The 19,128-nt window shown below is 69.7% G+C and carries 18 protein-coding genes, 2 tRNA genes and 1 pseudogene; 12 read left to right on the forward strand and 9 right to left on the reverse strand.

The window, feature by feature from the left end; genetic code table 11:
* Nucleotides 1-78 precede the first annotated feature (78 nt).
* A complete protein-coding gene (locus BLR90_RS00410) occupies nt 79-651 on the forward strand; it encodes a TetR/AcrR family transcriptional regulator C-terminal domain-containing protein (RefSeq protein WP_091021566.1) in 573 nt (190 codons plus the stop codon).
* Nucleotides 652-724: 73 nt separating this feature from the next.
* On the opposite strand, the gene BLR90_RS20810 is transcribed toward BLR90_RS00410, so the two are convergent.
* The 5 genes and pseudogenes from BLR90_RS20810 to BLR90_RS00425 form a co-directional block, all read right to left on the reverse strand.
* The gene (locus tag BLR90_RS20810) at nt 725-895 is read right to left on the reverse strand and encodes a DUF6767 domain-containing protein (RefSeq protein WP_170254232.1); all 171 of its coding nucleotides are present in this window, start codon (nt 893-895) and stop codon (nt 725-727) included.
* Nucleotides 896-951: 56 nt separating this feature from the next.
* Nucleotides 952-1,122, reverse strand: a complete 171-nt coding sequence (locus BLR90_RS20815; protein ID WP_170254230.1) for a hypothetical protein — start codon at nt 1,120-1,122, stop codon at nt 952-954.
* A 238-nt stretch (nt 1,123-1,360) separates the two neighbouring features.
* Complete coding sequence (locus BLR90_RS00415; protein ID WP_091021568.1) at nt 1,361-1,912, reverse strand: GNAT family N-acetyltransferase; 552 nt, start codon at nt 1,910-1,912, stop codon at nt 1,361-1,363.
* A complete protein-coding gene (locus BLR90_RS00420; RefSeq protein WP_091021570.1) occupies nt 1,909-3,198 on the reverse strand; it encodes a lysine N(6)-hydroxylase/L-ornithine N(5)-oxygenase family protein in 1,290 nt (429 codons plus the stop codon). The genes BLR90_RS00415 and BLR90_RS00420 overlap by 4 nt, the downstream gene beginning before the upstream one ends.
* Nucleotides 3,195-4,479, reverse strand: a pseudogene (locus BLR90_RS00425) (pyridoxal phosphate-dependent decarboxylase family protein). The gene BLR90_RS00420 and the pseudogene BLR90_RS00425 overlap by 4 nt, the downstream one beginning before the upstream one ends.
* 380 nt (nt 4,480-4,859) lie before the next feature.
* On the opposite strand from BLR90_RS00425, the gene BLR90_RS00430 reads away from it, so the two are divergent.
* Complete coding sequence (locus BLR90_RS00430) at nt 4,860-6,089, forward strand: HNH endonuclease signature motif containing protein (protein WP_091021572.1); 1,230 nt, start codon at nt 4,860-4,862, stop codon at nt 6,087-6,089.
* A gap of 116 nt (nt 6,090-6,205) precedes the next feature.
* Here the strand turns inward: BLR90_RS00430 and BLR90_RS00435 are convergent, their stop codons facing one another.
* Both BLR90_RS00435 and BLR90_RS00440 read right to left on the reverse strand, forming a co-directional pair.
* Nucleotides 6,206-7,669, reverse strand: coding sequence for an SNIPE associated domain-containing protein (locus BLR90_RS00435; RefSeq protein WP_170254231.1), 1,464 nt, complete (start codon nt 7,667-7,669; stop codon nt 6,206-6,208).
* Nucleotides 7,670-7,767: 98 nt separating this feature from the next.
* Nucleotides 7,768-8,619: a 3-methyladenine DNA glycosylase gene (locus tag BLR90_RS00440; protein ID WP_245715071.1), complete on the reverse strand. Its 852-nt coding sequence runs from the start codon at nt 8,617-8,619 to the stop codon at nt 7,768-7,770.
* 44 nt (nt 8,620-8,663) lie between these two features.
* Between BLR90_RS00440 and BLR90_RS00445 the strand changes: the two genes are divergently transcribed.
* From BLR90_RS00445 to BLR90_RS00465, 5 genes are all read left to right on the forward strand, one after another.
* The gene (locus tag BLR90_RS00445; RefSeq protein ID WP_091021574.1) at nt 8,664-9,473 is read left to right on the forward strand and encodes a fumarylacetoacetate hydrolase family protein; all 810 of its coding nucleotides are present in this window, start codon (nt 8,664-8,666) and stop codon (nt 9,471-9,473) included.
* Entirely contained in the window at nt 9,470-10,933 is a 1,464-nt protein-coding gene (gltX, locus tag BLR90_RS00450) for a glutamate--tRNA ligase (RefSeq protein ID WP_091021576.1), read from the forward strand. The genes BLR90_RS00445 and gltX overlap by 4 nt, the downstream gene beginning before the upstream one ends.
* Nucleotide 10,934: 1 nt before the next feature.
* Entirely contained in the window at nt 10,935-11,897 is a 963-nt protein-coding gene (locus BLR90_RS00455; RefSeq protein WP_091021578.1) for a CPBP family intramembrane glutamic endopeptidase, read from the forward strand.
* Between the two features lie 56 nt (nt 11,898-11,953).
* Nucleotides 11,954-12,025, forward strand: a tRNA-Gln gene (locus BLR90_RS00460).
* A 103-nt stretch (nt 12,026-12,128) separates the two neighbouring features.
* Nucleotides 12,129-12,201: transfer RNA gene (locus BLR90_RS00465), tRNA-Glu, on the forward strand.
* A gap of 73 nt (nt 12,202-12,274) precedes the next feature.
* Here the strand turns inward: BLR90_RS00465 and BLR90_RS00470 are convergent.
* Complete coding sequence (locus BLR90_RS00470) at nt 12,275-13,465, reverse strand: LCP family protein (RefSeq protein WP_091021580.1); 1,191 nt, start codon at nt 13,463-13,465, stop codon at nt 12,275-12,277.
* 125 nt (nt 13,466-13,590) lie between these two features.
* On the opposite strand from BLR90_RS00470, the gene BLR90_RS00475 reads away from it, so the two are divergent.
* Both BLR90_RS00475 and BLR90_RS00480 read left to right on the forward strand, forming a co-directional pair.
* Complete coding sequence (locus BLR90_RS00475; RefSeq protein WP_091021582.1) at nt 13,591-15,060, forward strand: DNA-3-methyladenine glycosylase 2; 1,470 nt, start codon at nt 13,591-13,593, stop codon at nt 15,058-15,060.
* A gap of 1 nt (nt 15,061) precedes the next feature.
* Complete coding sequence (locus tag BLR90_RS00480) at nt 15,062-15,541, forward strand: methylated-DNA--[protein]-cysteine S-methyltransferase (RefSeq protein ID WP_091021584.1); 480 nt, start codon at nt 15,062-15,064, stop codon at nt 15,539-15,541.
* A gap of 1 nt (nt 15,542) precedes the next feature.
* On the opposite strand, the gene BLR90_RS00485 is transcribed toward BLR90_RS00480, so the two are convergent.
* Nucleotides 15,543-16,265: an IclR family transcriptional regulator gene (locus BLR90_RS00485; protein WP_091021586.1), complete on the reverse strand. Its 723-nt coding sequence runs from the start codon at nt 16,263-16,265 to the stop codon at nt 15,543-15,545.
* Nucleotides 16,266-16,357: 92 nt separating this feature from the next.
* Here BLR90_RS00485 and leuC point away from each other — a divergent pair, with 92 nt between their 5' ends.
* From leuC to BLR90_RS21600, 3 genes are all read left to right on the forward strand, one after another.
* Nucleotides 16,358-17,818: a 3-isopropylmalate dehydratase large subunit gene (gene leuC / locus BLR90_RS00490; protein WP_091021588.1), complete on the forward strand. Its 1,461-nt coding sequence runs from the start codon at nt 16,358-16,360 to the stop codon at nt 17,816-17,818.
* A gap of 1 nt (nt 17,819) precedes the next feature.
* On the forward strand, nt 17,820-18,419 hold the full coding sequence (leuD, locus tag BLR90_RS00495) for a 3-isopropylmalate dehydratase small subunit (RefSeq protein ID WP_091021590.1): 600 nt from the start codon (nt 17,820-17,822) through the stop codon (nt 18,417-18,419).
* A 176-nt stretch (nt 18,420-18,595) separates the two neighbouring features.
* A partial coding sequence (locus BLR90_RS21600) for an HU family DNA-binding protein (protein WP_281245364.1) occupies nt 18,596-19,128 on the forward strand: 533 nt, incomplete at its 3' end.

A 19,128-nucleotide genomic window follows, 5' to 3' on the forward strand; every position in this document is an offset into this window, starting at 1 on the left:
GGTGAACGCCGTTCAGGCTAGGGTGTGGTCGGGAACGCCGTCAAAGGTGTCCGCCATCTGTCAGGCCGGAGGAGCGACATGGGTCATCACCGCCACGACGTGGTCGAGCAGGCGCTGGTCGTGCTCGACGCCTACGGGCTGGCCGACCTGACCATGCGCCGGCTCGGGTCCGAGCTCGGCGTCCAGCCCAGCGCGCTCTACCACCACTTCACCAACAAGCAGTCGCTGCTGGCAGCGGTGGCCGACGAGATCCTCGCCCGCGGGGCCCGCCCGCTTCCGGACGGCGCGTGGGACCGGCGCGCGGCCGCGGTCTGCGGGCAGCTGCGCGACGCGATGCTCGCCTACCGCGACGGCGCCGACCTGGTCGCCACGGTCTACGCGTTCGGCCTCGGTGCCTCCGCGCCGTACGACGCCCTGGTCGACGCGCTCGCCTCAGCCGGCTTCTCCGCCGACCTGTCGCGTACGGCGGCCCGCACCCTGCTGCACTTCGTCTTCGGCCACGCCGCCGACGAGCAGACCCACCTCCAGGCGGGCAGTGCCGGCGCCATCACCGACGAGCCCCGCGACGCCTCCGACTTCGACCTCGGGCTCTCCCTGGTCCTCGACGGCATCCGGCTGCGTCAGCCTACCGACCTCCACCAGCCCCTCTAGAAATCCGCCTCGCCGGGATAGTCCCTAACCTGAGAGCGAATAAGAGGGCTCTCATTCGCCCTGGTGTTGGGGACTACCCCGCCGCAAGCGCCTCACGGCGGAGCTCGGAGAGCTGCTCGCGGAGGTCGGGGTCGTTCATGACCAGCCAGACCAGGCCGCAGTCCTCGGGACCGTGGGCACCGGGGACGCACAGCGAGCAGGGTTCGCCCAGTCGGACCGGGCACTGGGGGATCGGTCTGTTCATCTTTTCCTCCTGGCCCCACGATGCTCCGGAGAAACGGGCATTCCCAGAGGCCAAGGTCACCGATGCGGCGTGATGGGGTTCACCAGCGTGCCGGCGTAGAGCAGGGACTCGGCCTGGTCGGTGAGGTCGACCATCTGCAGGGTGTTGCGCAGCTGGAGCCGGTTGAGACAGCTGTGGTCGAACTCCTCCCGGAACAGGTCGTACGACGCCGCGGCCGGTGCCAGCACTCCGCGGGCCAGCCCGCGACGGTCCGCGAGAGCGACGCCTCGTCGAGCGCCCAGTGGTCGAGGGCGAGCCGCCGGGCGCGGAAGGAGTACGACGTGGAGCGGTCCGGCGTGGTGAGGACGTAGCCGTCGCCAGCCACGACCGGCGCCAGCAGCCGCTCGTGCGCGAACTCCGCGATCGCCTTGGCGACCAGGTGCCGTTGCGCGACCGCGAGCGTCCCGGGGTTGAGGTGGTCGACGTTCATGCGCCCTCCTCCGGCCGGACCAGGGGAGAGGCGAGGAAGGCCTCGCGGGTGCAGAACGACAGGGCCGCGGTCTTGGCCGGCAACGTGATCGCGCGCTCGACCTCGAAGCCCGCCTGGGCGTTGAGCACCTTGATCTTGTCGTTGCGCACGTCGGGGTCGACCACGACGCGGCGTACGGCGGGGTCGGCGAAGCAGTGCTCCATCACCGCGCGGAAGACCCGCCGCGTGAAGCCCGGTACCGGCTGGTCGGTCGGCGCGACCAGCACGTGCATCCCGAGGTCGCCCTCGCGCAGCTCTGGCGTGCCCGCGAGCAGCGAGTGCGCGGGGTCGTAGGTCTCGGCGAGGAACGCCGGCTCGCCGTCGACGCGGCCCAGCCACGCGTGGTGGTGGGGGTTGTCGCGCATCTGGGTGTACTCCTGCGCGACCTCCTCGACGCTCGCCTCCGGCATCTCCCAGTAGACCGAGCCGGGGTGCGTGACCCAGGCGTGCAGCCGGCCCACGTGGGCCTCGACGTCCAGTGGCTCCAGCGTGATCCCAGTGCTGGTCATCGGGCCCTCCTCAGGTGGTCGGGCACGCCGAAGCTCTGCACGGCGATCCGCTTCTCGACCGGGTAGACCTCGCGCCCGGTCAGCGCGGCGACGATGACCGAGTTGCGGTAGGCGCCCATGCCGAGGTCGGGAGCGACGAAGCCGTGCGTGTGCTCCTCGGCGTTCTGCACGAAGATCTCCTGACCCCAGTGGTCAACGGCGTACGACGACGAGGCGACGTAGCGTCCCTCAGCGTCCCACGCGATCCGGTCCCGCACGCCGTCGAGGAAGGCTGGGACCCGCGCCTCGTAGCCGGTCGCGAGCACGAGCCCCTGCGTGCGCAGGCCGAAGCTCTCGTCGGTCTCGGTGTGGTGCAGCTCCAGGTCGTACGCCGTGCCGTCCCACGCCGCGCCGGTCACCGCCGTGTTGGTGACGAGCGTCGTGCGCGGGCCGTCGCCGGTGACCCGCTGCTGGTAGTGGAGGTCGAAGATCGCGTCGACCAGGTCGCCGCTGATCCCCTTGTAGAGCGCGCGTTGCTCGCGCAGCAGCCGGGCGCGGGTGAGCTCGGGAAGGCCCTGGAAGTAGGCGGTGTACTCCGGGGACGTCATCTCCAGCGTGAGCTTGGTGTACTCCATCGGGAAGAACCGCGGGCTGCGCGTCAGCCAGGTCAGCGCGTAGCCGTGGTCGGGTGCCTCGGCGAGCAGGTCGAGGTAGATCTCGGCCGCGCTCTGGCCGCTGCCCACGATCGCGATCGAGTCCAGGTGCTGCAGTGCGGCCTTGTGCGAGAGGTAGTCGGCCGAGTGGGTCGCGGGCCCGCCCGCGTCGTGGACGCACTCGAGCACCCGCGGCTGCGTGCCGGTGCCGAGCACGAGCCGCCGGCCGACGTACTCCTCCCCGGTGCCGGTGGTGACGACGTAGGCGGCCGCGCGGCAGTCGTCGACGTGCTCGACCGAGACCACGGCCTGGCCGAAGCGCACGCTGCTCAGCCGCTCGGCGGCCCAGCGGCAGTAGTCGTCGTACTCACGGCGCAGCGGGTAGAAGGACTCGCGGATGTAGAAGGGGTAGAGGTTGCCGGTCTCCTTGAGGTAGCTCAAGAACGACCAGCGCGACGTGGGGTCGGCCATCGTGACCAGGTCGGCCAGGAACGGCACCTGGAGCGTCGCGTCGTCGAGCATCATCCCGGGGTGCCAGGCGAGCTCGTCGCGGGCCTCGAGGAACACCGCGTCGAGGTCGAGAGGGTCGGTGAGGCTGGCCAGCCCGAGGTTGAACGGGCCGACGCCGATGCCGATCACGTCGTACGTCGTCACGCGACCGCCTCCTCGAGTGCGAGCTGGTTCCCGAAGGACACGATCCGAGCGCAGATCCCCAGCACCTGCTCGGTCGTGGCCATCGGGTTGAGCAGCGTGAGCTTGAGCCAGCACCGCCCGGAGACCTTGGTGGCGGCCACCATCGCGGTGCCGCTCTCGTAGAGCGCGGTGCGGATCAGCGGCGTGAGCCGGTCGGCCTCGTCCTCCGAGACGCCGTCGGGTCGGTAGCGGAACACCACGGTGGACAGCTGCGGCGTGGCCGCGACCTCGATCGCCGGGTCGGCGTCGAGCCGCAGGGCGACGTCATGGGCCAGGTCGACCACGGTGTCGACGTAGCCGCCGATCTGGTCCGGCCCCATGATCCGCAGCGTCAGCCACAGCTTGAGCGCGTCGAAACGGCGGGTGGTCTGCAGGCTCTTGTCGACCTGGTTGGGGTGGCCGGTGCCGTCGGGGTCCTTGGGGTTGAGGTAGTCGGCGTGCCAGGTGACGTGGCCGAGGTGGGCGCCGTCGCGCACGAGCAGGCCCGCCGCCGTACGCCGCGTCGACGTGGAACCACGCGCCGTACAGCTCGCCCAGGGCGGCGACCGTGCGCAGCGGGTCGATCGCCCCGAAGTCGGTGGTGCCCGCGGTGGCCACCACAGCCATCGGGACCAGCCCGGCCGCGACGCAGTCGGCGAGCGCCTTGCCGAGCGCGCCGGCGTCCATCCGCCGGTCGCCGTCGACGGGCACGGTCACCACGGCGTCGTCGCCGAGGCCGAGCACGCGGGCCGCTTTCTGGACGCTGAAGTGCCCGTCGACCGACGCGAAGATCCGCAGCAGTGTCGGGTCGTCGGTGGCCGTCAGCAGGGCGCGGTCCCGCGCGAGCAGCAGCCCCTGGAGGTTGGACTGGGTGCCGCCGCTGGTGAAGATCCCGTCGGCGCCCGGCCCGAAGCCGATCCGGCCGCAGGTCCAGTCCACGAGGTGCCGCTCGACGAACGTGCCGCCGACGGACTGGTCGAAGGTGTCCAGGCTGGAGTTGACCGCCGACACGAACACCTCCGCCAGCAGCGCCGGGATCACGACCGGGCAGTTGAGGTGGGCCGCGTACGACGGGTCGTGGAACCACACCGCGTCGTCGAGGTAGAGCCGGCTCATCTCGGCCAGTGCCAGCTCGGGGTCGTGCAGCGGCTGATCCAGGTCGACGGCGGTGATCGGTGGCGCGGCCTGCTGTGGCGCGGTGCCCGTCGCGGGACCGGTCAGCCGGCGCATGATGCCGGCCAGGTGGTCCACCCCCAGCGTCATGGTCGCGACGTAGTCGTCGACGTGGCGGGGGTGGAACAGGTGGGAGAGCGGGTGCGGGGCGGGAGCAGCCACCGGACATCCTTCCGAGAGATTTAGGTAAGGCTCACCTTAGTAACACTCGAAGGTCGCTCCGCAAGGCCGCGTCCACCCTTGGGACATTCGTCACAGGTGCCGTCGCCGGCGCCATGTGGCTGCTGATGAGCGGTGGGCTTTGGGCGGTTGCGGGTCGGTCGAACCGCCCTCTTCTCGGGAGCTGTCGGCCCGCGCTCTAGCAAACCGGGTCTCGCCGTCAAGGTAAAAAGTTAGAAAGTTCCGAAAGTCCTTGTGGACAGAGGGTTCTGAGGCCTCTGACCGTCGGTGGGCAGTGCTGGAGTAGGTCCATGACCAGCACCGGACACCGCACCGATCGGGACCACCCGATCGCCGCTGCGCTGTCCGCGATCGAAGCCGAGCTCGACCACGTTCAGCACGCCCGCGCCTGGTCGATGAGCGACGACGACACTCGCCGGGCGCTGGTCCGAGCCACCCGCTTGGTCGCGCGACTTGCGGCGTTGGAGCTGAAGGTCGCTGCGCATGCCGACCGCAACCGTGTCGGCGACGCCTCCGGCGCCACGTCGGCGGGCGTGTGGTGGGCCAACGCGACCCACATGACCCAGGCCGAAGCGCATCGCAAGGTCAAGCTCGCCAAGGCGCTCGATCAGCACGAGCCCGTCGGAGAAGCGCTCGCCGGCGGCGATGTGCTTCTCGACCAGGCGGCCGTGATCACCCAGGCCTTCGACGCGTTGCCCGATGACGTCGACCCAGACATCAAGTCGCTGGCCCGTGACCACCTCCTTGCGGCGGCGAAGGACTACGACGCCAAAGCGCTGCGCATCCAGGGCCGCCGCATCCTCGACGTCGTCGCCCCCGAGGTCGGCGAGGCCGAGGAAGCCAGACAGCTCGCCAAGGAAGAACGCGAGGCCGAGGCGAAGGCCCGGCTCACGATGCACGACGACGGCCACGGCATGACCTACGGCCGGTTCGCGATCCGCACCGCCGAGGCCGACATGCTCCGCAAGGCACTCCGCGCGATCGCCGCACCCCACGCCGGCGGCCACGGGTTCGACCCGCACGGGATGGGGCTCGCGTTCATGGACTACATCCGCCGCAACCCCGCCGAGAAGCTCCCTACTGCCGGCGGCGTCTCCGCCACCGTCGTCGTGACGATGACCCTCGAGACCCTCATGGGCGGACTCAAAGCGGCTCAGCTCGACACCGGCATCAGGATCAGCCCCGGCCTCGCGAGGAAGCTCGCCTGCGAAGCCGGGACCATCCCGGTCGTCCTCGGTGGCAAGTCCGAGGTCCTCGATGTCGGCCGCCGACGCCGCTTCCACACCAAAGCCCAGCGCATCGCGATGGCCGTACGTGACAAGGGCTGCGTGACTCTCGCCTGTGAGCGTCCCGCCTCCTGGTGCGAGGCCCACCACCTCACCCAATGGGCCCACGGCGGCCACACCTCCGTTGATGACGGTGCACTCCTCTGCCCAAGACATCACACCCTGGCCCACCACCCCGACTACCAGCTCACCCACAACACAAGCGGCAAGGTCAGCTTCACGAGACGCCAATAGCCTTGATGCGTGCCGGGAGGCCTACGTCGCGACTCCTCACGATCCGCTGACGTAGCGGCGCGCCTCGTCACGAACTCCCGCTGCGCCTCGACGTACGCCGTTGATGTTCGACGGTCCTACGCGACGCCGCTCGACTCGTGTAGTCCCTGCCTGTACTCCAACGCTTCTGGCTCTTCGACGAACGTCATCAACTCACCTGATAGGCGGGCAAGAGCGTCGCGGGCCTCAGCAGGACCCACTCGGAAGAACTCCTTGCGGTTGTTGACGCGGTTGACTCGCCGGTCCGCGAACGCCAGGTGCATCTCGCGTTCGATCTTGACCGCGTTCTCGGAGAAGTAGAGCGCGTGCACGTCGAAGATGAAGGGCACGGAGGCGTCCCCCAGCTCCTTGACTCGGTCCATGGGCTCCAGTCGCCGGGTCATGCCGATCTTCAACACTCCTTCACCGAAGGACCCGATGTTCGAGATCACGTAGACGTGGCCGGCTGTGAGCGTGCGGGCGCGGAAGTCGACGGCTTCGATCTCCCCCATCACGCCTTGGAGCTGTACGCGGAGCCTTTCGGCGCCCTCCGCGTCACCCTGAGCTTCGAGTTGGCGAATCGCCTGCTCGAACTGTTGCTGCTCCTTGCGCAACCGTTGGCGCTCGCGTTCGATCTCCTGCTCAACCTTGCGCTCCTCGCGAAGTCGTTCGCGTTCTTCGCGGTCCCGCTCCTTCTCCTCGGTGACCTTCTCCAAGTAGTCGGCAGTCAGTTCAAGTTCCCGCAACCTCAATTCGTGGTAGGGAACGGACACTCGGATCGACATTGAGCTGCCGAGGTTGGCGATCGTGTGCGCGACCTTGGTGAGTCGGTCCTTCGCGGACTGGACCTTGTAGGGCTTGAGACTGCGCACAAGATTGTCGGCTTCAGCGTTGTAGGCACGGAGCATCAGCTTGGAGATGTCGTTCACCATCTTGCGGCCCTTCACGACCGACCCGTCGACCTGCCACGTGGTCGATGCCGAGATCGCTCCGCCGTCCTTCTTGACCATCGCTTTGATTCGATCCTGCAGCCGAGACAGTTCCGACTTGTAGGCGACGGAGTCGTCGAGTGGGTGGTGGTAGGCGTAGACGCCGACCTCCTGCAGGATCGCGGCTTCGTTGGTCTCGACCACACGTTGACGCAGCAGCATGAGCTCGTTCTCGACCCGCTGGCGCTCGACCAGGGCAGCGGATTGCTGCTGGGCGAGGTCTGCATGAGCCGCGCCGATCTCATTGCTCAGCCGGTCGAGCTCGGCTGACTTCTGAACGACATCCCAAGCTCCGACCCGAACGAGTTCAGCACGCAGGCGCTCGATCTCGGCGTTCGCCTCATCAAGTGCCTGACCCTTGCCGAAAAGGCGAGGGCGCTGCGGGCGAGACCCATCGCCGGGTGTTGTGGTCGGCTCCGCAACTCGGGGTGGCGTCCCTGTCGTGCCTTCCGATGGAGGACCCGCAGGCTGGCGCGGTCGAGTGTGCTCGGTCCACTGGTGCCCGTCCCACCACCGGATCATCGATGGATCGTTCGCGTCGGGGAACCAACCGGCGGGTGTTGGGGATGTCACTGCGTGCCTCCAACGCTCATGGGACCGAGCAGCTACTACACCATCCAGGACTCCTTTCCGCGGGTGATCCGAACAGAGGGGAGGGCGGCCCGTCGCGGTCAGTACGCGAGCAGCCGCTCGCACTCCTCGACGAGGCGCGTGCGCAGGGGCGGGCCCCTGCGCACGAAGTCGCGCTGCGCCTCGACGTACGCCGTCTTGCCCTCGGGTGTCTCGATGCGCACGGGCTCGAAGCCGAGGTCCGCGAGGTCGTACGGCGCCGCGCGCATGTCGAGCTCGCGGATGTCGCGGGCCAGCTCGAAGCAGTCGGCGACGACGTCGGACGAGATCATCGGGGTGAGCCGGAACGCGTGCTTGTAGAGGTCCATGCCCGCGTGGAGACAGGCCGGCTGCTCGAACGCGGCGCGGTCGTCGCGGCCGGGGGACAGGGTGTTGAGCGGCCGGGCCGGCCCGGTGAAGAAGCGGAACGCGTCGAAGTGTGAGCACGCCACCTTGTGCGACTCGACGACCGCGTCGGTGCCTGCGCCGCCGAGACGCAGCGGCCAGTCGGCGTGCCGGGTCTCGTCCTCGCCGAGCCGGTAGACCATCGCCCACTCGTGCAGCCCGAAGCAGCCGAAGTGGGCCGGCCTCGCGGCGGTCGCGCTGAGCAGCGCGTGGATCGACTCCACCAGCGGCCGCTGTGACGCGACGTACGCCGCCGAGACGGTGCCGTCTTCGTAGCCCTTGAGCCCGTCGTACTCCGGGGCGTCTGCGAGCCGCACGCCGTAGCCGGGGTGCCAGCGCCGCAGCTGGGCAGGGCGCTGGGAGTAGTAGGTGAAGAGGAAGTCGTGGACGGGGTGCTTGACCCGCGCCCCGCGGCGCTCGAGGTGCGGACGCACGAACGTGTCGACGCGCGCCTCGTGAGCGGCCGCGCGGGCGCGCCAGGCTGGCTCGTCGAGCACCTCGATCTCCACCCACCAAGGGTAGGTGCCGCGTAGTCGGCGGATAGGGTCAAGGGGTGCGTATCGCGAGGTTCACCACTGGTTCAGAGCCGTCCTACGGCGTCGTCACGGGCGAGGTCGACGAGTTCGGCCAGCCGGCCGAGGACAGCGTCATCGTCGCGATCTCCGGCGACCCGCTCTACGTCGGCATCAAGCTGCTCGACCAGGAGCACCGGCTCTCCGACGTCAAGCTGCTGGCGCCCGTGCTGCCGCGCTCCAAGGTCGTCGGCATCGGCCGCAACTACGCCGCCCACGCCGCCGAGATGGGCAACGACCTGCCCGACGAGCCTCTGATGTTCCTCAAGCCCAACACCAGCGTGGTCGGTCCCGGCGACCCGATCTACTACCCGCGCCAGACGCAGAACCTCCACTACGAGGGCGAGCTCGCCGTCGTGATCGGCCGGATCTGCCGCGACGTACCTCCCGAGCAGGCGACCGACGTCATCCACGGCTACACGATCGCCAACGACGTCACCGCGCGCGACCTGCAGAAGTCCGACGTGCAGTTCACGCGGGCCAAGGGCTTCGACTCGTTCTGCCCGCTGGGTCCCTGGATCGAGACCGACCTCGACCCCCAGCACTTCATCGACGGCGTCGCGATCCAGACCCACCTCAACGGTGAGCTGGTCCAGGACGGCACCACCGCCGACATGATCTTCGACATCCCCGCGCTGGTCGCCCATGTCTCCAGCGTCATGACGCTGCTGCCCGGCGACGTCATCCTCACCGGCACCCCCGAGGGTGTCGGCCCCATGGAGGTCGGTGACGAGATCGAGATCTCGGTCGCCGGCCTCGGCACCCTCACCAACAAGGTGGCATTTCGATGAGTGACGTTCGCGTCCGGTTCTGTCCGTCCCCGACCGGCTCGCCGCACGTCGGCCTGGCCCGTACGGCGCTGTTCAACTGGGCCTTCGCCCGTCATCACGGGGGCACGATCGTCTTCCGCATGGAGGACACCGACAAGGAGCGCAACACCCAGGAGTCCTACGACGCCATCCTCGAGCTGTGGCGCTGGCTCGGGCTCACGTGGGACGAGGGGATCGAGGTCGGCGGTCCGCACGGCCCCTACAAGCAGAGCGAGCGCGGCGAGATCTACGCCGACGCACTGGCGCGTCTGCGCGACTCGTCCTTCACCTACGAGTGCTTCTGTACCAACGACGAGGTCGACGCGCGCCGCAAGGCGTCCGGCTCCAAGATCATGGGCTACGACGGCTTCTGCCGCGAGCTCTCCGCCGACCAGCGGGCCGCGTTCGAGGCCGAGGGGCGTCGGCCGATCGTCCGCTTCCGGATGCCCGACGGCTCGATCACCTGGACCGACCTGGTCCGCGGCGACATCACCTTCGAGACCGAGAACGTCCCCGACTACGCGCTGTGCCGCGCCAACGGCGACCCGCTCTACACGCTGGTCAACCCGGTCGACGACGCCCTCATGGAGATCACGCACGTCCTGCGCGGTGAGGACCTGCTCTCCAGCACGCCCCGCCAGATCGCCCTCTACGGCGCGCTCGTCGAGCTCGGGATCGCGAAGACGACCCCGCTGTTCGGTCACCTGCCCTACGTCATGGGCCAGGGCAACAAGAAGCTGTCCAAGCGCGACCCCGAGGCGCACGCGCTGGCCTACCGCGACCAGGGGTTCATCCCCGAGGGCCTGCTCAACTACCTCGCGCTGCTGGGGTGGGCGATCTCCGGTGACCGGGACATCTTCACGATGGACGAGATGGTCGAGGCGTTCGACATCGGCGACGTCAACCCCAACCCCGCGCGTTTCGACCTCAAGAAGGCCGACGCGATCAACGCATCGCACATGCGCCTGCTGTCCGTCGAGGACATCACCCACCGGGCGCTGCCGTTCCTCAAGGCCGCGGGGGTCGTCTCCGACCCGGTTTCCGACGCCGACGCGAAGTTGCTCGAGCTCGCGATGCCGCTGGTCGCCGAGCGGATCAACAAGCTCACCGAGGCCGTCGACATGCTGGGCTTCCTGTTCGTCGACGAGGCCGAGTTCGCGCTCGACCCGGCCGACGCCGAGAAGCTGCTGAACGACGACGGCCGCGCTGTCGTCGCCCGGAGCATCCCGCGGCTCGAGGCCCTCCGGGAGTGGTCGACCGCCGCCATCCAGGAGGCGCTGCAGTCGGAGCTCGTCGACGGGATGGGGCTCAAGCCGCGGGTGGCGTTCGGCCCGATCCGCGTCGCGATCACCGGCCGCCGGGTGTCGCCGCCGCTGTTCGAGTCGATGGAGCTGCTCGGGCGCGAACGCAGCCTGAGCCGGCTGCAGAGCGCGCTCGCCTGAGATGAGCGACCCCACCCTGCCCGCGCCGGTCGGGCTGCCCTACCACCGGGTGCTGCGCGGCGGGCGCTGGGCGTGGTGGCGCGCGCTGCTGGGTCTGGCGTCCGTGGTCGGGTTCATCTTCGTCCTCCAGGTCGTCGTCGTGGCCGTCGTCGGTGGCTACCTCGCCACCACCGGGCTCCCGCTGTCGGAGATCGAGGACCGGCTCTCCGGCAAGGGCGAGGTGATGCCGTCGTACCTCGCCGTGGTCAACCTGGGCTGGGCCACCGCGATCCCCGCGATCTGGATGGTCGTCTGGATGGTCCACCGGGTCCGCCCGCGCTGGCTGGCGTCGATCGCCCCGAAGATCCGGTGGCGCTGGTTCGCGGTGTGCCTGGGCCTGTCGATGCTGGCGCTGGTCGCGACCCTGATCGTCGCGGCGTTCCTCCCGACCGCCGACTCCGACGTGAGCGGCGACCTCAACGACTTCACCAGCCGGACGCGTGACTTCCTGCTCGTCGTGCTGCTGCTGACGCCGCTCCAGGCCGCGGGGGAGGAGTACGCGTTCCGCGGCTACCTGACCCAGACGGTCGGCGCCTGGTTCCCGGCCGGCCGGGTGTCCCTGATCGCCGCGGTGGTCGTGCCGTCGGTGCTGTTCGCGCTCGCGCACGGCGCCCAGGACCCGCCGATCTTCGTAGACCGGCTGGCGTTCGGGCTGGTCGCCGGGACGCTCGTGGTGCTCACCGGAGGCCTCGAGGCGGGCATCGCGATGCACGTGCTCAACAACTTCCTGGCGTTCGGCGTGGCGCTCGCGTACGGCGACATGACGTCGGCGCTCAACCCCACCGGCGGCACCTGGTGGAGCCTGCCGGTGACACTCACCCAGTCGTTGACCTACCTCGGGCTGGCCCTCTGGGTCGCACGTCTGATGGGGCTGCGGAGCACCAGCGAGCAGGCCGTTTTGGAACCGCTCCGACCTCGCATGTAAGGTTTCTCCTCGGCTCCTGGACCGCGGTCAGGGGAGCCGAACAGCACTAAAACCATTGGGATATGGTGTAATTGGCAACACGACTGGTTCTGGTCCAGTTATTCTAGGTTCGAGTCCTAGTATCCCAGCGAAAACCGAGGTGGAGACCTCGGTTTGGTCCCCTGCGAGGGGCTTCGCTAGACTCTCGCAGGTTGTCCCAGCAGCACCACTCGCACGACAACAGCGTCACAGGCCCCCGTTGTGTAGCGGCCTAGCACGCCGCCCTCTCACGGCGGTAGCGCCGGTTCGAATCCGGTCGGGGGTACAGCATGCGAGGGGCCCGGTCACCAGACCGGGCCCTTCGTCGCTCTCGTCAGGCTTCCGGCAGCGCCGTAGGCCTACGCGCAGAGGCCGGCGGCGAGCCGCTCGGCGGCCTTCGCCTCCGCGTCGGCGGACTCCTCGGCGGTCGGCGAGCCGTCGCCGGACGGTGCGCCGCTCGTCGTACCGACGGGGTCGTCGGCGCTGAGGCTGTCGCCGCTGAACTCGCGGCCCAGGCGGCGGTCGTTGCGGATCCGCTCCCACAGGTCGTCGGCCTCGTCGGTCCACACCAGGCGGTTGGGGTCGGGCTCGTACTCCGCGAACGGCACGGTGATGAACTTGATGTCGTCGAGGCCGGTGTTCTTGAACTGCAGCGCGAGGTCGACCAGGGACTTCAGGTTGGCGAGCTCCTCGTCGAGCATCAGCGAGCTGGTCGCCGCGTCGAGGAACGAGTAGACCCGGTCGGGGCGAGAGAGCGTGCCGGCGGAGACGACCTTGTTGATCATCGACGCGATGAACGCCTGCTGGCGCGTCATCCGGCCGATGTCGCCGGTGACCGACAGGACATAGCGCTCGCGCACGTAGTTGAGCGCCTGCTGGCCCGACAGCGTCTGCTCGCCGGCGTCGAAGTGGATGTTGTGCTCGTCGTCGTCGACGTCCTTGGGGATGCAGACGTCGACGCCGTTGACCGCGTCGACCATGTCCTTGAACCCGTTGAAGTCCACGACGATCTGGTGGTCGATCCGGATGTCGGTGAGCTTCTCGACCATCTGCACGGTGCACAGGGGACCGCCCAGCGAGAACGCCTCGTTGAACATCGCCAGCTGCTCGGCCGGGATCTTCTCGCCGTCCGCCATCACGCACTCCGGACGGTCCACCAGCGCGTCGCGCGGCAGGCTCACGCCGTACGCGTCCTCACGGTCCGCGGAGATGTGCAGCAGGATCGTGGTGTCGGAGCCCTCGCTCCCGGACTCGCCGTCGATCTGGTTGCCCTCGCCGTCGCGGGTGTCGGAGCCCATGATCAGGATGTTGATCGGCTGCTTCGGGCCCTCGACCTTCACCTTGTCCGGGCGGTCGACCTCGTCGGGGATGCCCGGGAGCGTCTCGATGTTGCCGTTGAGCTGCTGGTAGCCCACGGCCACGCCGACGCCGGTCAGCAGCGCCAGGACCAGGTGGGTCACGAGGATGACGCGCAGGACCATCCGGCGGTGCTTGGGGTGCATCGTCTCGGTCGCCGGCACATCGGCCGGCGGCATCTGGTCGTCGGCCACGTTCACATCATCACAAACACCTGGTTGGCTCAGGTGACATTCGCGTAAACCCCGGATCGACAGGCGCACGCCCTCGTGTCCGATTTCCGCCAGTGATGGTCGGTGCGGTGGGACATGATGGACCTATGCCGACAGTGGAGCGATGGGACGCCGAGTCCTGCTACCGCGCCGTCAAGTCCCGTGACCGGCGCTTCGACGGCGTCTTCTACACCGCCGTGCGTACGACGGGCATCTACTGCCGTCCGTCGTGCCCGGCGCGCACCCCCGCCTTCGTCAACGTCACGTTCCACCCGAGCCCGGCCTCGGCCCAGGCGGCCGGCTACCGCGCCTGCAAGCGCTGCCTGCCCGACGCGACGCCCGGCAGCCCCGACTGGGACGTCGCGGCCACCGCGGCCGGCCGCGCGATGCGGCTGATCTCCGACGGCGTGGTCGACCGCGAGGGCGTCGAAGGCCTGGCCCGCCGGGTCGGCTACACCCCGCGCCACCTGTCCCGGTTGCTCGTCGCCGAGCTCGGCGCCGGTGCGCTCGGCCTGGCCCGGGCCAAGCGGGCCCAGACCGCCCGCGTGCTGATCGAGACCACCGATCTCAGCTACTCCGACATCGCGTTCGCCGCCGGCTTCTCCAGCATCCGCCAGTTCAACGAGACCGTTCGCGAGGTCTACGCCACCTCCCCGACCGACCTGCGTGGCCGTCGCGGCGGCCACGCCGCCACCGGCAGCGTCACCATGCGGCTGGCCGTGCGCACACCGTTCGCCGGCGCCGCGCTGCTCGACTTCCTCGCCACCCGCGCGGTCCCGGGCGTCGAGGAGGCCGGGCCCGGCTGGTACGCCCGGACCCTGTCCCTCCCACACGGTTCCGGCACGGTGCGGCTCGACGTCCCCGACGTGCCCGAGGTGGGGCAGACCGCGTTCGTGACGGCCACGTTCGCGCTCGAGGACCTGCGCGACGTCGCGGCGGCCACCGAGCGGACGCGCCGGCTCCTCGACGCCGACTGCGACCCGGTGGCAGTCGCCGACGCGTTCGCCGGCGACCCCGTCATCGGCCCGCTCGTCCGACGCACGCCCGGCCTACGCGTGCCCGGCCATGTCGACGGCCACGAGGTCGCCGTGCGCGCCGTGCTCGGACAGCAGGTGAGCGTCGCCGGCGCGCGCACGGTCGCGGCCCGGCTCACCGTCACCCACGGTGAGCCGCTGGCGCATCCGGCGGGCGAGCTGACCCACCTCTTCCCGAGCGCCGCCGTCCTGGCCGGGCTCGACCCCGACGACCTCCCGATGCCCCGCGCCCGCGGTCGCGCGCTGGTCGCCCTGTGCGAGGCGCTGGCGTCGGGGGACCTGGCGCTCGACCGCGGCGCCGACCGGGACGGCGTACGACGTGCGTTGCTGGCGATCCCGGGCATCGGCCCGTGGACGGCCGACTACATCGCCCTGCGCGCGCTCGGGCACCCCGACGTCTTCCTGCCGACCGACATCGGCATCCGCGACGCCCTCGTCGCCCTCGGCCGGGACCCGGCCGACGCCACCGAGCTCGCCGAGGGCTGGCGGCCCTGGCGGTCCTACGCCCAGCTGTACCTCTGGCACTTACTCAAGGAGCACTGACATGTGGACGACCATGGACTCATCGATCGGCGAGCTGCGCCTCGTCGAGCAGGCGGGCGCGATCACGGCGATCGAGTTCTCGCCGTTCCGCGACCCCGACGGTCGGGTGCGCGGGGTCCGCGACGACAGCCACCCGCTGCTCGTGGAGACCAAGCGGCAGCTGACGGCCTACTTCGCCCGCGACCTCAAGGAGTTCGACCTGCCGCTCGCACCGGCCGGGACCGACTTCCAGAAGCGGGTGTGGGAGCAGCTCGTCGGCATCGCCTACGGCCAGACCGCGTCCTACGGCCAGATCGCCGCGCAGCTCGGCAAGACCAACGCCGCCTCGCGGGCCGTGGGCCTGGCCAACGGCAGCAACCCGATCCCGATCGTGATCCCGTGCCACCGCGTCATCGGCGCCAACGGCACGCTCACCGGCTACGCCGGCGGCATCGAGCGCAAGCAGACCTTGCTGGAGCTGGAACAGGATGCCTTGTTCTGAGCTACTCGGCCGCGGCGCGGCGCAGCGACTCGGACAGCCGCTCCGCGGCGGCGAGTACGGCGGGGGCGTGCATGCGGCCGGGCTGACGCGAGAGGCGCTCGAGCGGGCCGGAGACGGAGACGGCGGCGATGATCTTGCCGCCGGGGGAGCGGACCGGGGCCGAGACCGAGGCCACGCCCTGCTCGCGCTCGCCGACCGACTGGGCCCAGCCGCGGCGGCGGATGCCGGACAGGGCGGCGGCGGAGAAGGCGGCGTTCTGCAGACCGCGGTGCATGCGCTCGGGGTCCTCCCAGGCGAGCAGCACCTGGGCGGCGGAGCCGGCGCGCATCGTCAGCTGCGACCCGACGGGGATGGTGTCGCGCAGGCCGGAGGGGCGCTCGGCGGCGGCGACGCAGACGCGGTGCTCGCCCTGGCGGCGCCACAGCTGGGCGGACTCGCCGGTGATGTCGCGCAGGCGCGCGAGGACGGGGCCGGCGGTGGCGAGGAGGCGGTCCTCGCCGGCGGCGGCCGACAGCTCGGCCAGACGCGGGCCGAGCACGAAGCGGCCCTGCATGTCGCGGGCGACGAGGCGGTGGTGCTCGAGGGCTACGGCGAGCCGGTGGGCGGTCGGTCGGGCCAGGCCCGTGCCGGCCACGAGACCCGCGAGGGTGGCCGGTCCGGACTCGAGCGCGGTGAGCACCAAGGCGGCCTTGTCGAGGACGCCGACACCACTGGAGTTGTCCATATGGCAATACTGCCGTCTCACTCCATGGGATGCAAGGGGTAGGGTTCGGGTCGTACTGAGAAGCGCGTCACGATCGGCATGAAGGAGTGGTCATGGGCAGGACGTTGTCCGAGAAGGTGTGGGACGAGCATGTCGTCCGGTCCGCCGCGGGAGAGCCCGACCTCCTCTTCATCGACCTCCACCTCATCCACGAGGTGACCAGCCCGCAGGCCTTCGACGGCCTGCGCATCGCCGGACGGACCGTCCGCCGCCCCGACCTGACGATCGCGACCGAGGACCACAACGTCCCGACCGTCGACTGGGACAAGCCGATCGCCGACCCCGTCTCGCGCACGCAGGTCGAGACGCTGCGCAAGAACTGCGCCGAGTTCGGCGTCCGGCTGCACCCGCTCGGCGACGTCGAGCAGGGCATCGTCCACGTCGTCGGTCCGCAGCTGGGGCTGACCCAGCCCGGGATGACGATCGTGTGCGGCGACAGTCACACCAGCACCCACGGCGCGTTCGGCGCGATCGCGTTCGGCATCGGCACGTCCGAGGTCGAGCACGTGCTCGCGACCCAGACCCTGATGCAGGCCAAGCCCAAGACGATGGCGGTCACCATCAACGGCTCGCTGCCGCCGGGCGTCACCGCCAAGGACATGGTGCTCACCCTGATCGCCCACACCGGGACCGGTGGCGGACAGGGCTACATCGTCGAGTACCGCGGGCAGGCCATCGAGGAGCTCTCGATGGAGGGCCGGATGACGGTCTGCAACATGAGCATCGAGTGGGGCGCCAAGGCTGGCCTGATCGCTCCCGACCAGACCACGTTCGACTACATCGAGGGCAAGCCGGAGGCGCCGAAGGGCGCCGACTGGGACGCCGCCGTGGCCCACTGGAAGACGCTGGTCACCGACGCCGACGCGGAGTTCGACGAGGAGATCGTCCTCGACGCGAGCGAGATGACGCCGTTCGTCACGTGGGGTACCAACCCCGGGCAGGGCGTGCCGCTCGGCGCCTCCGTGCCCTACCCCGCGGACTTCGCGGACGCGCAGGACCGGGTCGCGGCCGAGAAGGCGCTGCAGTACATGGCGCTCGAGGCCGGCACCCCGATGCGCGAGGTCAAGGTCGACACCGTCTTCGTCGGCTCCTGCACCAACGGCCGGATCGAGGACCTGCGCCTCGCGGCCGAGATCATCCAGGGCCACACGGTCGACCCCGACACCCGCCTGCTCGTCGTACCCGGCTCGGTACGCGTGCGCCTCCAGGCCGAGGCAGAAGGCCTCGACGCGATCTTCAAGGCCGCCGGCGCCGAGTGGCGCGGAGCGGGCTGCTCGATGTGTCTCGGCATGAACCCCGACACCCTGGCTCCCGGTGAGCGCAGCGCGTCGACGTCCAACCGCAACTTCGAGGGCCGGCAGGGCAAGGGTGGCCGCACCCACCTGGTCTCCGTGCCCGTGGCCGCGGCCACTGCCGTGCGCGGGACGCTGTCGTCCCCGGCCGACCTCGAACCCTTCGAGAAGGGTGCTTCGCACCCACCTCAGGAACCACCCGTCACCGTGGGGAGCAACTGACATGGAGAAGTTCTCGAGCCACACCGGCGTCGGCGTGCCCCTGCGCCGCAGCAACGTCGACACCGACCAGATCATCCCGGCCGTCTACCTCAAGCGGGTCACCCGTGACGGGTTCGAGGACGGGCTGTTCAGCGCCTGGCGCAACGACCCGACGTTCGTCCTCAACAACGAGGCGTACGCCGCCGGGTCGGTGCTCGTCGCCGGACCCGACTTCGGCACCGGGTCGTCGCGCGAGCACGCGGTCTGGGCCCTGCAGAACTACGGGTTCAAGGCCGTCATCTCCTCACGCTTCGCCGACATCTTCCGAGGCAACTCCGGCAAGGCCGGACTGCTCGCCGCGCAGGTCGACGAGAAGGTCGTCCAGCGACTCTGGGACCTGCTCGAGGAGTCTCCCGGGACCACGGTCACCGTGGACCTCGAGTCACGCACGGTGCGTGCCGGTGAGGGTGTCGACGCCGTCGAGGACTCCTTCGACATCGACGACTACACGCGCTGGCGCCTGCTGGAGGGTCTCGACGACGTCGGGATCACCCTGAGCCACGCCGACGACATCACGGCCTACGAAGCGACCCGCCCGAGCTGGAAGCCCGCCACTCTCTGAGGCAGTTTCCCCAACCAGGCTTGGGGATTCCCCACCCACATATCGCGGTGCATGCGCCCGACAGTGCAGATCTCCGCGCACCTGCGGGGGATTCACGGTGCGACGCGCCGAAAATAGGTGTGCGTTTACACGGCGTGGTGATTGTGACAATCGCCACCAATGCCTAGCGTGCCTTGATGAAAGTCGAGCAAAGTCTCGGCGCCGTTAGTTCATTGGAAGGGAAGCTAGTGAACAAGTCACAGCTCATCGACGCACTCGCCGCTCGCTACGAGGGGAACCGCAAGGCTGCATCCCACGCGCTCGAGTCCGTGCTCGACACCATCACCCGGGAAGTTGCCAAGGGCGAGAAGGTCGCCATCACGGGCTTCGGCTCGTTCGAGAAGAGGATCCGCGAGGCACGGTGGGTCCGCAACCCGCAGACCGGTGCCCGCATCAAGGCCAAGAAGACGGCGGTGCCGAAGTTCAGTGCCGGCGCCGACCTGAAGAACGTCGTCTCCGGTGCGAAGAAGCTGCCGAAGCTGACGCTCTCTGCTGCGGCACCCGCGGCCAAGAAGGCAGCTGCGCCGGCCAAGAGGGCGGCGGCCGCTGCCAAGAAGGCGGCCCCTGCCAAGAAGTCGGCTCCCGCCAAGAAGGCGGCACCGGCCAAGAAGGCGGCACCGGCCAAGAAGGCGGCACCGGCCAAGAAGGCGGCACCGGCCAAGAAGGCGGC

The organism is Nocardioides szechwanensis (assembly GCF_900103935.1).
Taxonomy (GTDB): domain Bacteria; phylum Actinomycetota; class Actinomycetes; order Propionibacteriales; family Nocardioidaceae; genus Nocardioides; species Nocardioides szechwanensis.